The 11828-nt window shown below is 74.0% G+C and carries 13 protein-coding genes; 1 reads left to right on the top strand and 12 read right to left on the bottom strand.

What is annotated here, in order from left to right; all coding sequences use genetic code 11:
* Positions 1-27: 27 nt before the first annotated feature.
* The 10 genes from DMP15_RS14905 to uvrC form a co-directional block, all read right to left on the bottom strand.
* Positions 28-369: an RNA polymerase-binding protein RbpA gene (locus tag DMP15_RS14905; RefSeq protein ID WP_020627702.1), complete on the bottom strand. Its 342-nt coding sequence runs from the start codon at positions 367-369 to the stop codon at positions 28-30.
* A 28-nt stretch (positions 370-397) separates the two neighbouring features.
* Positions 398-631, bottom strand: a complete 234-nt coding sequence (secG, locus tag DMP15_RS14900) for a preprotein translocase subunit SecG (protein WP_020627703.1) — start codon at positions 629-631, stop codon at positions 398-400.
* A 105-nt stretch (positions 632-736) separates the two neighbouring features.
* Positions 737-1525: a triose-phosphate isomerase gene (gene tpiA, locus DMP15_RS14895; protein ID WP_337826036.1), complete on the bottom strand. Its 789-nt coding sequence runs from the start codon at positions 1523-1525 to the stop codon at positions 737-739.
* Entirely contained in the window at positions 1525-2706 is a 1182-nt protein-coding gene (locus tag DMP15_RS14890; RefSeq protein ID WP_100877629.1) for a phosphoglycerate kinase, read from the bottom strand. The genes tpiA and DMP15_RS14890 overlap by 1 nt, the downstream gene beginning before the upstream one ends.
* Entirely contained in the window at positions 2703-3716 is a 1014-nt protein-coding gene (gene gap, locus DMP15_RS14885; RefSeq protein ID WP_073574708.1) for a type I glyceraldehyde-3-phosphate dehydrogenase, read from the bottom strand. Before gap ends, DMP15_RS14890 begins: the two co-directional genes overlap by 4 nt.
* A 312-nt stretch (positions 3717-4028) precedes the next feature.
* Positions 4029-4766, bottom strand: coding sequence for a hypothetical protein (locus DMP15_RS14880; RefSeq protein ID WP_073574707.1), 738 nt, complete (start codon positions 4764-4766; stop codon positions 4029-4031).
* Between the two features lie 105 nt (positions 4767-4871).
* The gene (gene whiA / locus DMP15_RS14875; RefSeq protein WP_062395598.1) at positions 4872-5867 is read right to left on the bottom strand and encodes a DNA-binding protein WhiA; all 996 of its coding nucleotides are present in this window, start codon (positions 5865-5867) and stop codon (positions 4872-4874) included.
* Positions 5858-6889 carry a gluconeogenesis factor YvcK family protein gene (locus DMP15_RS14870; protein WP_337826697.1) on the bottom strand — a complete coding sequence of 344 codons (1032 nt, stop codon included), beginning with the start codon at positions 6887-6889 and terminating at the stop codon, positions 5858-5860. The genes whiA and DMP15_RS14870 overlap by 10 nt, the downstream gene beginning before the upstream one ends.
* Positions 6890-6918: 29 nt before the next feature.
* The gene (gene rapZ / locus DMP15_RS14865) at positions 6919-7818 is read right to left on the bottom strand and encodes an RNase adapter RapZ (protein WP_073574705.1); all 900 of its coding nucleotides are present in this window, start codon (positions 7816-7818) and stop codon (positions 6919-6921) included.
* On the bottom strand, positions 7815-9794 hold the full coding sequence (gene uvrC / locus DMP15_RS14860; protein ID WP_337826035.1) for an excinuclease ABC subunit UvrC: 1980 nt from the start codon (positions 9792-9794) through the stop codon (positions 7815-7817). The genes rapZ and uvrC overlap by 4 nt, the downstream gene beginning before the upstream one ends.
* Positions 9795-9984: 190 nt before the next feature.
* Between uvrC and DMP15_RS14855 the strand changes: the two genes are divergently transcribed.
* On the top strand, positions 9985-10785 hold the full coding sequence (locus DMP15_RS14855) for a DUF2786 domain-containing protein (protein WP_322789648.1): 801 nt from the start codon (positions 9985-9987) through the stop codon (positions 10783-10785).
* 6 nt (positions 10786-10791) lie between these two features.
* Here DMP15_RS14855 and DMP15_RS14850 read toward each other — a convergent pair whose 3' ends face one another.
* Together DMP15_RS14850 and ribH are read right to left on the bottom strand one after the other, a co-directional pair.
* Entirely contained in the window at positions 10792-11298 is a 507-nt protein-coding gene (locus tag DMP15_RS14850; RefSeq protein ID WP_376772702.1) for a PH domain-containing protein, read from the bottom strand.
* A 31-nt stretch (positions 11299-11329) separates the two neighbouring features.
* Positions 11330-11821 carry a 6,7-dimethyl-8-ribityllumazine synthase gene (gene ribH, locus DMP15_RS14845; protein WP_337826034.1) on the bottom strand — a complete coding sequence of 164 codons (492 nt, stop codon included), beginning with the start codon at positions 11819-11821 and terminating at the stop codon, positions 11330-11332.
* Between the last annotated feature and the right edge of the window lie 7 nt (positions 11822-11828).

Raw genomic sequence — 11828 nt, 5'->3', positions numbered from 1 at the left:
ACGACCCGGGCGCGCCGTGGGACCGGGTCAGAGCTCCCGGGAGGCCCGCAGCCGGCCGAGGGCCTCCTCGAGGATGGCCTCGCCGTCGGCGTCGCTGCGCCGCTCCTTCACGTACGCCAGGTGCGTCTTGTACGGCTCGGTGCGGGGCGCGGCGGGCGGGTTCTCCGCGTCGCGTCCGCCCGGCAGCCCGCAGCGCGGGCAGTCCCAGGTCTCGGGGACCTCGGCCTCCGCGGCGAACCAGGTGTTGTTGACGTGCCCGTTCGCGCAGTAGAACGGGATGCGCTCGCGCGGGGCGGTCTCGCCCCGCTCGTTCTCGCCCATCGGTCCCGCACCGACCCGGGTACCGCGGATCGCGTTGCCGCCTGCCATGTCCCGCTCCCTCTCGTCCGTCCGACCGTCAGCCGGTGGCCAGCAGCAGGCCGTTGCCGACCACCGCGATGAGCCAGATGAGGCCGACGAAGACCGTGTAGCGAGCGATGTTGCGGTCCGCCGCCGCCGAGCCGGACAGGCTCGACTGCACGCCGCCACCGAAGAGACTGGTCAGACCACCACCCTTGCTGCGCTGCAGCAGGACCATCGCGATCAGCAGGAGGCTGGTCACGATCAGGATGATCTGGAGGGTCAGGATCACGTGCGCTTCCCCATCAGTGGTCGCTCGCCGGAGTGGCCGAGAATACTCCAGCGGCCCCGGCCCCTCTGACAGGGGACCGGGGCCGCGGGACGGGTACGGAGCCGCCTACGGCAGCGGGCCACCCGCGGCGATCGCCGACAGCTTCGCGAACTCCTCGGCATCGAGGCTGGCGCCGCCGACGAGTGCGCCGTCGACGTCGGTCTGGGCCACGATCTCGCCCACGTTCGACGACTTCACCGAGCCGCCGTAGAGGACGCGGACCGTCCCGGCGACCTCGTCGGAGTACAGCTCGGCCAGCGTCGCGCGCAGCGCGGCACAGACCTCCTGCGCGTCGGCCGGGCCCGCCACCTTGCCGGTGCCGATCGCCCAGACCGGCTCGTAGGCGAGCACGAGACCGGCCGCCTGCTCGGCGGTGACGCCCTTCAGCGCCCCGCGCAGCTGGTCGGTGCAGTGCTGCACGTGGGTGCCCGCCTCGCGGACGTCCAGGCCCTCGCCGACGCACAGGATCGGGGTGATCCCGTGCTTGAGCGCGGCGAGCACCTTGGCGTTGACGACCGCGTCGTCCTCGCCGTGGATCTCGCGCCGCTCGGAGTGCCCGACGGCGACGTAGGTGCAGCCCAGCTTGGCCAGCATGACGCCCGACACGTCACCGGTGTAGGCACCGAAGTCGTGCGGGGAGAGGTCCTGGGCGCCGTGCACGAGGCGCAGCTTGTCGCCGTCGATCAGCGTCTGCACGCTGCGGATGTCGGTGAACGGCGGCAGGACGGCCACCTCGACCTTGTCGAGGTACCGGTCGGGCAGGGCGAAGGCGAGCTTCTGCACCACCGCGATGGCCTCGAGGTGGTTGAGGTTCATCTTCCAGTTGCCCGCGATGAGGGGCTTGCGGGTGGCCATCAGGCGTCCTCCTCCAGCACGGCGACGCCCGGCAGGGTCGCGCCCTCCAGGAACTCCAGGGACGCGCCGCCCCCGGTGGAGATGTGGGAGAACGCGTCCTCGGCGATGCCGAGCGCCCGGACCGCGGCGGCGGAGTCCCCGCCGCCGACGACGGAGAAGGCGTCGCCGTCGGCGATCGCCTGCGCGACACCGCGGGTGCCCTCGGCGAACGGTGCCAGCTCGAACACGCCCATCGGGCCGTTCCAGAAGATCGTCTTCGCGTCGGCGATGCGGGCCGCGAACTCCCGCACCGAGTCGGGTCCGATGTCGAGGCCCATCCAGCCGTCGTCGATCCCGTCCACCGGCACGGTCCTCGTGTTCGCGTCCGCGGAGAACGCGTCGGCGACGACGACGTCGGTCGGGAGGACGATCTTGCCGGACTCCAGGAGCGTCCGGCAGGTGTCGACCTGATCGGACTCCAGCAGCGAGGAGCCGACACCGTGGCCCTGCGCGGCGAGGAACGTGAAGCACATCCCGCCGCCGACGAGCAACGTGTCGACCTTCGGCAGCAGCGCCTCGATCACGGCCAGCTTGTCCGAGACCTTGGAGCCGCCGAGCACGACCGCGTACGGCCGCTCCGGCGAGCCGGTCAGAGTGCGGAGCACCTCGACCTCGGACAGGACGAGCCCGCCGGCGTAGGCGTCGAGCCGCTGCGCGACGTCGTAGACCGACGCCTGCTTGCGGTGCACCACGCCGAACCCGTCGGAGACGAACGCCGCGTCGTCGCCGACCAGGGCGACGAGCTCGTCGGCGAACGCGCCGCGCTCGGCGTCGTCCTTGCTGGTCTCGCGGGCGTCGAACCGGATGTTGTCCAGCATCACGACGTCACCGGCGGCCATCGACGGCAGCGGCGTGCCGAGCTCGACCAGGCGCACCGGGGCGCCGAGCAGCTCGCCGAGCCGCTGCGCGACCGGGGCGAGCGAGAGCTTCTCGTCGGGCCCGTTCTTCGGACGGCCGAGGTGCGCGGTGACGACGACCTGGGCGCCGCCCTCGTAGAGGGCGTTGATCGTCGGCACCGACGCGCGGATGCGGCCGTCGTCGGTGATGTTCCGGTCGTCGTCGAGGGGAACGTTCAGATCGGAGCGGACCAGCACGGTCCGGCCCTGTACGCCCTCGGCGACGAGGTCGTCGAGGGTCCTCACAGCTTCGACGCCACCAGACCGGTGATGTCGACGAGGCGGTTGGAGTAGCCCCACTCGTTGTCGTACCAGCCGACGATCTTGACCTGGTTGCCGATGACCTTGGTCAGGCCCGAGTCGTAGATGCACGAGTGCGGGTCGGTGACGATGTCGGAGGAGACGATCGGGTCCTCGGTGTACTTGAGGACGCCCTTGAGCGGGCCCTCCGCGGCCGCCTTCATCGCCGCGTTGATCTCCGCGGCGGTGACCTCCTTGCGGACCTCGACGGTCAGGTCGGTGGCCGAGCCGGTGGGGATCGGCACCCGCAGCGCGTAGCCGTCGAGCTTGCCCTTGAGGTGCGGCATGACCAGCGAGATCGCCTTCGCCGCACCGGTGGAGGTGGGGACGATGTTCAGGGCGGCGGCGCGGGCGCGGCGCAGGTCCTTGTGCGGGCCGTCCTGCAGGTTCTGGTCCTGGGTGTACGCGTGGATCGTGGTCATCAGACCCTTCTCGATCCCGGCCAGGTCGTCGAGCACCTTCGCCATCGGCGCGAGGCAGTTGGTGGTGCAGGACGCGTTCGAGACGATGGTCTGCGAACCGTCGTAGTCGCCGTCGTTGACGCCCTTGACGATGGTGATGTCCTCGTCGGTCGCCGGGGCGGAGATGACGACCTTCTTGGCGCCGCCGTCGAGGTGCTTGGCCGCGGCCTCGCGCTTGGTGAAGATACCGGTCGACTCGACGACGACGTCGACGCCCAGGTCCTTCCAGGGCAGCTCGGCGGGGTCGCGGACGGCCAGGCCCTTGAAGCCCTTGCCGTCGACGACGATCTCGTCGCCCGAGGTGGTGACCTCGTAGGGCAGGCGCCCCAGGATCGAGTCGTACTTGAGCAGGTGCGCGAGCGTCGCGTTGTCGGTGATGTCGTTCACCGCGACGATCTCGATGTCCGTGGTGCCGGCGGCGCGCTGGGCGTCCACCGCCCGCCAGAAGTTCCGGCCGATGCGGCCGAAGCCGTTGACTCCTACGCGGACCGTCACAGATGCCTCCAGGGCTCGTCGTGCCTGTCGTCTTCTCCCCCGGCCCGCCGGGTCCCGGCGGTGGGGTGTGGCAGGTCGATCGCGGGTCGGCGCCCGTGGCGGGCGCCGGCGCGTGCCGTGCTCGGCAGCCACCCTATCGGCGCATCGGCCGTCGCGACCCCCGTAGGGCCCGTGACCTGCGCCGCGCTCGGGGATCGGGCGCGGTCGGGCCGCTCCGGACGGTCCCCGGTGTGGGGACGGACCGGTACCGGCCGGTATCCGGACACGCGACGGCCCCGTGCCCGGGCGGGTCACGGGATCGTCGCGGGGTGCTCAGGCCAGGCGGAGCAGGCGGCGCCAGCCCGGACGGGTGTCGGGGACGCCGGCGGCGGCGCGCTCGTCGTCGGAGAAGCCCTCGACCGGCTCGTGCGGACGCCCGTCGCGGGCCCGGGTCACGAACGCCGAGGCCGCGGACAGCGCGGCGGTCACGCCGGTCGCGCCCGGGCCCGCGGTGATGGTGGCGGTGACCGGCACACCGAAGCGCTCGGCCCCGTCGCCCGCGGGCCGCTCGGCGACGGCGACGGCGGCGTCCCCGCCCTCGCCCCGGTTCTCCCCGGACGCGGCCGCCCGGGCACCCGCGGCGGCCGGGATCGTGCCGGTGGTCACGTCGACCAGCACGAACTCCCAGGCGTAGGTGCTCTGCTGGTCGACGATGCGCTCGCGGACGGCGGAGGTGTCGCCGACGGCGCCCTCCCCGACGAGCAGGACGACCACCCGCTCGGGGCGGTCGGCCTCGTCGCGGGCGGCGAGCTCGTCGCCGACGGCGCCGAGCAGCCGGGCCGCGCCGCCGCGCAGGTCCGGGCCGCCGAGCGGGCGCAGCTTCGCGGGCAGTGCGGTGCGGGCCTCGGCGGCACCGACCGGGACGGCGGGCGGGTGCGTGCCGTCGGGCAGCGAGCGGGTGAGGTCGTCCCCGGTGGCGACGACGACCTGCAGGTGACCGTCGTGGGCGTCCTGCTCGGCGAGCAGGTCCGCGAGACCGGAGCGCAGCGCGGGCAGGAGCGGCCGCAGCATGCTGGATCGATCGAGATGAACGGCGAGGAGGGTGGAGCCCGGGATCGTCACGGCGGCATCATGCCCGACACCCCGCACCCCCCTCGTGACGGGGTGTGACCGCGGTCAGCGCCCGCCGCCCTCCTCCTCCAGCATCTCGGCGGTGACGGCGGACTCGGTGTCGGGGATGCCCAGCTCGGCGGCCTTCTTGTCCGCGGTCTGGAGCAGCCGCCGGATCCGGCCGGCCACGGCGTCCTTGGTCATCGGTGGGTCGGCCAGCTGGCCCAGCTCCTCCAGCGACGCCTGGGTGTGCTCGGCCCGCAGCCGCCCGGCGGCCTGCAGGTGCTCGGGCACCTCGTCGCCGAGGATCTCCAGGGCGCGGCTGACCCGGGCCGCCGCGGCGACCGCGGCCCGCGCCGAGCGGCGCAGGTTGGCGTCGTCGAAGTTCGCGAGCCGGTTCGCCGTCGCCCGGACCTCGCGGCGCATCCGACGCTCCTCCCAGGACAGGACGCTCTGGTGGGCGCCCATCCGGGTCAGCAGCGCGCCGATCGCGTCGCCGTCGCGGACCACGACCCGGTCGGCGCCGCGGACCTCGCGGGCCTTCGCCGCGACGCCCAGCCTGCGTGCCGCGCCGACCAGGGCCAGCGCGGCCTCGGGGCCGGGGCAGGTGACCTCCAGTGCGGAGCTGCGGCCCGGCTCGGTGAGCGACCCGTGCGCGAGGAACGCGCCGCGCCAGGCGGCCTCGGCGTCGGACAGGTCACCGGAGACCACGGGCGGCGGCAGCCCGCGCACCGGGCGGCCACGGTTGTCGAGCAGCCCGGTCTGGCGGGCGAGTCCCTCACCGTCGCGGATCACCCGGATCACGTACCGGGCGCTGCGGCGCAGACCGCCCGCGGTGATCACGTGCGCGTCGGCCGTGTGGCCGTAGAGCTCGTGGATCTCGCGGCGCAGCCTGCGGGCGACCGAGCCGGTGTCGACCTCGGCCTCGATCACCACTCTGCCGCCCACGATGTGCAGGCCGCCTGCGAAGCGGAGCAGCGAGGCGACCTCCGCGCGCCGCGACGACTGCTTGGTGACGGTGAGCCGGCTCAGCTCGTCCTTCACCGTGGCGGTCATGGCCATCGGGAGCTCCTTCCGCGCTGCGGGCTGTCGTGCTGCGGCCTGTCGTGCGTGCCGTTCTCCGCCGGGACCCGGCCGGGGGTCAGGGCGCCGAACACGTCGGCGAGCGCCCCGGCCAGTGCGTCCGGGTCGTGCCGCGGGGTCGCCGCCCGGGCGTCGGCGACGGCGGCCGGCCACACCCGTCCGCCGGGGACCAGCAGGTCGGCGGCGGCCGCGTCCAGCCGGTCCGGCAGGCTCACCGACCCGGCGTCGGCCAGGACGGCGTGCACCCGCAGACCGGGAGCGTGCCCGGACAGTACTTCAAGGTGCTGTTCGGGGGAGAAACCGGCGGTCTCCCCCGGCTCGGGGGCCAGGTTGAGCAGCACGACCCGGGCCGCCGGGGTCTCCAGCAGCGCGTCGCGCAGCCCGGGCACGAGCAGGTGCGGGAGCACGCTGGTGAACCACGAGCCGGGTCCGAGGAGCACGACGTCGGCGTCGCGCACCGCGCGGACGGCCTCGTCGCAGGCGGGCGGGTCGGCGGGCCGCAGCCAGACCCGGCGCACCCGGCCCGGGGTGGAAGCGACGGCGACCTGGCCGCGGATCAGGTGGGCGCCGTCGACGCCGTCCAGCGCGACCTCCGCCTCGATGTCCAGGGGCACCCGGGCCATCGGCAGGACCCGTCCGGCGCAGCCCATCAGCTCGCCGACGGTCGCCAGTGCGCGCACGGGGTCGCCGTCGCGTTCCAGCAGCCCGGCGATCAGCAGGTTGCCCACCGCGTGCCCGGCCAGGGCGCCGGTCCCGCCGAAGCGGTGCTGGACCAGCCCGGACCAGAAGCGGCCCCGCTCGTCGTCGCCGGCCAGCGCCGCGAGTGCCATCCGCAGGTCGCCGGGCGGGAGCAGGCCGAGCTCGCGGCGCAGCCGCCCCGAGGACCCGCCGTCGTCGGCCACGGTGACCACCGCGGTGATGTCGGTGACCGGCGGGCAGCGGCGCAGCGCGGTCAGCGTGGCGTGCAGGCCGTGCCCACCGCCGAGCGCGACCACCCGCAGTCCCCCGGTGCGCTCGGGTGGGCGTGGGCTCACTCGCGCCCCATGTCGCGGTGCTCGACGTTGACCTGGATGCCCTCGCGGTCGGCGAGCCGGCGCCCGATCTCCTCCGAGATCGCCACCGAGCGGTGCTTGCCGCCGGTGCAGCCGACGGCCACGGTCAGGTAGCGCTTGCCCTCGCGCCGGTACCCGGCGCCGACGAGGTCGAGCAGCTCCAGGTAGCGGTCGACGAACTCCTCCGCGCCCTCCTGGGACAGCACGTAGTCGCTGACCTCCCGGTCGCGGCCGGTGAACGGGCGCAGCTCGGGGATCCAGTGCGGGTTGGGCAGGAACCGCACGTCGACGACGAGGTCGGAGTCCAGCGGCAGCCCGTACTTGTAGCCGAACGACAGCACCGTCACCCGGGTCGCGGCGTGCGCGCTCTCCTGGGCGAACGAGCCCTCGATCCGGGTGCGCAGGTCGTGCACCGACAGGTTCGAGGTGTCGACGACGAGGTCGGCGTCCTCGCGCAGCGGACGCAGCACCTCGCGCTCGGCGCCCAGGCCGTCGGTGATGCGCCCGGCGCCCTGCAGCGGGTGCGAGCGGCGGTTCTGCTCGAAGCGGCGCACCAGCACCGCGTCGGAGGCCTCCAGGAACAGCAGCTTCGGCCGGTAGCCGCGGCCGTCGAGGTCCTTGATGACGGCTCCGAGATCGTCGGTGAACGCGCGGGAGCGCACGTCCATCACCACCGCGATCCGGGCCACCTCGCCCCGGGCCCGCGACCCCAGCTCGACCATCGTGGCGATGAGTTCGGGCGGCAGGTTGTCCACCACGAACCAGCCCAGGTCCTCCAGGACCTTCGCCGCGGTGCTGCGCCCGGCCCCGGACAGGCCGCTGACCACCGCGACCTCGATCCCCGGGCCCGCGGTCACCTCGCCGTTGTCGTCGGTCATGCCTTCTCCCCCTCGGTTCCGGCGTGCAGGGCCGCGACCACGGACTCGGCGGTCCGGCGACCGAAGCCGGGCACGCCGGCGATCTCGTCGACGTCGGCGGCGCGCAGCTTGCGCACCGATCCGAAGTGCTTGAGCAGCGCCTGCTTGCGGGCCGGGCCGAGCCCGGGGACCCCGTCGAGAGCGGACGCCGTCATGCCCTGCGAACGACGCTGGCGGTGATAGGTGATGGCGAACCGGTGCGCCTCGTCCCGGATCCGCTGCAGCAGGTAGAGACCCTCGCTGGTCCGGGACAGGATCACCGGGTCGGTGTCGTGGGGCAGCCAGACCTCCTCGAGGCGCTTGGCGAGACCGCACACCGCGACGTCGGTGATCCCCAGCCCGGCCAGCTCCGCGGCCGCCGCGTCGACCTGCGGCTTCGCTCCGTCGACGACGAGCAGGTTCGGCGGGTAGGCGAACTTCTTGGGCCGCCCGGTCTCGGGGTCGATCCCGGTGCGCACGGTGTCACCCGGCGCGACCTCCCCGGAGCCCTCGGTGGGCGCGGGCTCGTCGGCGGTCTCGGCCAGGTAGCGGCGGAACCGGCGGCGCACCACCTCCGCGATCGAGGCGACGTCACCCTCGTGTGCGGCGTCGCGGATCTCGAAGCGGCGGTACTCGGACTTGCGGGGCAGCCCGTCCTCGAAGACCACGAGCGACGCGACGACGTTCGTGCCCTGCACGTGGCTGATGTCGATGCACTCGATCCGCAGCGGTGCCTGGTCGAGCTCCAGGTTCTCCTGGATCTCCTGCAGTGCGGCCGAGCGGGCGGTGAGGTCCCCGGCGCGGCGCAGCTTGTGCTGGGCGAACGCCTCCTTCGCATTGCGCGCGACGGTCGCGGCCAGATCACGCTTGTCACCGCGCTGGGGCACCCGGATCTGCACCTTGGAGCCGCGCAGCCCGGTCAGCCAGCGCTCCAGCGCGGGCGTGTCGGAGGGCAGCACCGGGACCAGGATCTCCTTGGGCACCGGCTGCGCCGCGTCGTCGGCGGCGCCCGCGAGGGCGTGCTGCTCGCCGTAGAACTGCGAGACGAACCGCTCGACGAGCTGCTCGGTGTCGGTCGGCTCGACCTTGTCGATCACCCAGCCGCGCTGGCCGCGGACCCGGCCGCCGCGGACGTGGAAGACCTGGACCGCGGCCTCCAACTCGTCCTCGGCGAAGGCGACCACGTCGGCGTCGGTGCCGTCGCCCAGCACGACGGCCTGCTTCTCCAGCGCGCGGCGGAGCGCCCCGAGGTCGTCGCGCAGCCGGGCGGCGCGCTCGAACTCGAGGTTCTCCGAGGCCTCGGCCATCTCGCGTTCGAGCTGGCGGACCATCCGGTCGGTGCGTCCGGACAGGAAGTCGGAGAAGTTCTCGACGATGTCACGGTGCTCGTCGGCGGTGACCGTGCCCACGCAGGGGGCGGAGCACTTGTCGATGTAGCCCAGCAGGCAGGGCCGCCCGATCTGGCCGTGCCGCTTGAAGACCCCCGTCGAGCAGGTGCGCGCGGGGAAGACCCGCAGCAGCAGGTCGAGGGTCTCCCGGATGGCCCAGGCGTGGGCGTACGGGCCGAAGTAGCGGACGCCCTTGCGGCGCGGGCCGCGGTAGACGTGCAGCCGCGGGTACTCCTCGTGCATCGTCACCGCGAGCACCGGGTAGCTCTTGTCGTCGCGGTAGCGGACGTTGAACCGCGGGTCGTATTCCTTGATCCAGTTGTACTCGAGCTGGAGGGCCTCGACCTCGGTCCCGACGACCGTCCACTCCACCTTCGCCGCGGTGGTGACCATCTGCCGGGTGCGCGGGTGCAGGCCGGACAGGTCGGCGAAGTAGGAGTTCAGCCGCTGCCGCAGGCTCTTGGCCTTGCCGACGTAGATCACCCGGCCACGGGGGTCGGAGAAGCGGTACACCCCGGGCGACTCCGGGATCGTCCCGGTCGCCGGACGGTAGGTGCTGGGGTCGGCCATGGTGACTCCCAGGGTAGTTGCGGGCACCGACGGTTCCGGCCCGGCCCCGGCCTCGGCGCGGGCCCCGGACGAGGTGTAGGGACGCGTGTCGGCCGGGGACCGCGCACGAGCGCACCGGAACTGTCGGTAGGGTCCGGTACACCTCGCCCTCGAACACGAGTTCGACCTTACCGAGCCCGAGGAGACCGCCGTGAGCACCGCGCAGGAGACCGGCCCCCGCACCGACATCGGCACCGCGCCGGGTGAGCAGGTGCCCGGGGCCCGGCTGGACCGGATCCGCAAGCTGCTGGCGAAGGCGGAGCGGGCCGGCACCCCGGACGAGGCCGAGATCTACACCGACAAGGCGTTCGCGCTGATGGCACGGCACGGGATCGACGAGGCGCTGCTGGCGGCGGCGCCCGGCGCCGGGCCGTCGCGGGCCGACCCGATCGGCCGGAGCCGGATCACCGTCGACAACCCCTACAGCGGGGCGAAGGCGCGGCTGCTGGGGTGGACGGCGTCGGCGCTGCGGTGCCGGTGGGTGATGCACGACCAGCGAGGCGGCTCGGTCGCCGCGGTCACCGTGTTCGGGTTCGCCTCCGACCGGGAGCGGGTGGAGCTGCTCTACACGTCGCTGCTGCTGCAGGCCACGGCCGCGCTGGCCGCGGTCCGCCCGCCGGACCCCGGCGAGTCGGTGGCGGCCTACCGGCGGTCCTGGATCTACGGCTTCGCGGGCCGGGTGTACGAGCGGCTGTGCGAGGCCGAGCGCTCCGCACTGGGCGAGACCGAGGCCGAGACCGGGCGGGCGGCCGCATCGACCGAACTGGTGCTGGCCGACCGCGGCGCCGAGGTCGACCGGGCCTACGACGCCGAGTTCGGCAGGCTGCGCCGCGCCCGCCGCCCGCAGGTGTCGGGCAGCGGCTTCCGGCACGGGGCCGCCGCGGCCGACCGGGCCGACCTGGGCGGCCCGGTCCTGGACCGCCGGGCCGGGGCGCCGGGCATCGGCGCCTGAGCCGGCCTACTCCCCCAGGACGGCGGCGCGGTGCAGCGTGCGCAGGGTCCGGACGTGGCGCACGGCCAGCCCGCGGTCGACGGCCTGCACGGCGAGCACCGACTGGTACTCGTCGTCGGGAAGCTCCAGGCGGGCCGAGGCGGCGCCGTCGGGGAACGAGACGCCGTGCACGTCGGCCCAGTCGTACCACCGGGCGGTGATGACGTTGCGGACCTCGATGCCGTGGCTGTCGGCGCGCACCCGGGGGCGGGCCATGAGCAGCAGCCCGCCGGCGACGAACGCCCCGATGACCATCATCGCGACCTGGTCGGCCGGCTGGAAGATCACCCCGGTGTCCTCGGCGGGCATGAAGTAGGCCGCGATGAAGAAGAACACCATCACGCCGGCGGCGCTGAGCCAGGCGGTCCAGCGGATGACCCGCGGGCGCAGGGTCACCGCGTCCGGTCCGGGTCCGGTCCGGGTCTGCGCCACCGGGGCGGCGGGGGCGGTGGAGTCGGTCGGCTGCTCGGTCACTGGAGTCTCCCTGTGCTGACCCGGGTCGGGGTCACGAGCGGGTCGGGGCGCCGGCGCGCAGGTCGCGCAGCGCCAGCGCCGATTCGAGTGCGGCGATGCAGGCCTCGGTCCCCTTGTCCTCGGCCGCGCCCGGCGCGCCGGAGCGGTCGATCGCCTGGTCCACCGTGTCCGTGGTGAGCACGCCGTTGCCGACCGGGGTCGACTCGTCGAGCGCCACGCGGGTGAGGCCCGCGGTGACGGCGTCGCAGACGTACTCGAAGTGCGGGGTGCCGCCGCGGACGACGACACCGAGCGCGACGACGGCGTCGTGGCCACGGGCCAGCTCCTGGGCGACGACCGGCAGCTCGACGGTGCCGGGCACCCGCACGACGGTGGGCTCGGCACCGGCCTCCCGAGCCGTGGCGACGGCCCGTTCCAGCAGCCGGTCCACGATCTCGGCGTGCCAGCGGGCCGCCACCACCCCGACCCGCAGTCCGCTCGCGTCCAGCTGCGTGGCCCCGGAGGGCCGGCCCTCACCGCTCATGGGCCGA

The organism is Pseudonocardia sp. UM4_GMWB1 (assembly GCF_017312155.1).
GTDB classification, from domain to species: domain Bacteria; phylum Actinomycetota; class Actinomycetes; order Mycobacteriales; family Pseudonocardiaceae; genus Pseudonocardia; species Pseudonocardia alni.
The sequence above is the reverse complement of the archived record's forward strand: the minus strand, read 5'-3'. Positions and strand labels throughout refer to the sequence as shown.

What these genes read in the sequence shown, in the direction of transcription:
- DMP15_RS14880 (WP_073574707.1), bottom strand. Translation starts at nt 4,766, where the DNA reads ATGCTGCGGCCGCTCCTGCCCGCGCTGCGCTCCGGTCTCGCGGACCTG.
- tpiA (WP_337826036.1), bottom strand. Translation starts at nt 1,525, where the DNA reads ATGGCCACCCGCAAGCCCCTCATCGCGGGCAACTGGAAGATGAACCTC.
- ribH (WP_337826034.1), bottom strand. Translation starts at nt 11,821, where the DNA reads ATGAGCGGTGAGGGCCGGCCCTCCGGGGCCACGCAGCTGGACGCGAGC.
- rapZ (WP_073574705.1), bottom strand. Translation starts at nt 7,818, where the DNA reads ATGACCGACGACAACGGCGAGGTGACCGCGGGCCCGGGGATCGAGGTC.
- DMP15_RS14905 (WP_020627702.1), bottom strand. Translation starts at nt 369, where the DNA reads ATGGCAGGCGGCAACGCGATCCGCGGTACCCGGGTCGGTGCGGGACCG.
- uvrC (WP_337826035.1), bottom strand. Translation starts at nt 9,794, where the DNA reads ATGGCCGACCCCAGCACCTACCGTCCGGCGACCGGGACGATCCCGGAG.
- whiA (WP_062395598.1), bottom strand. Translation starts at nt 5,867, where the DNA reads ATGGCCATGACCGCCACGGTGAAGGACGAGCTGAGCCGGCTCACCGTC.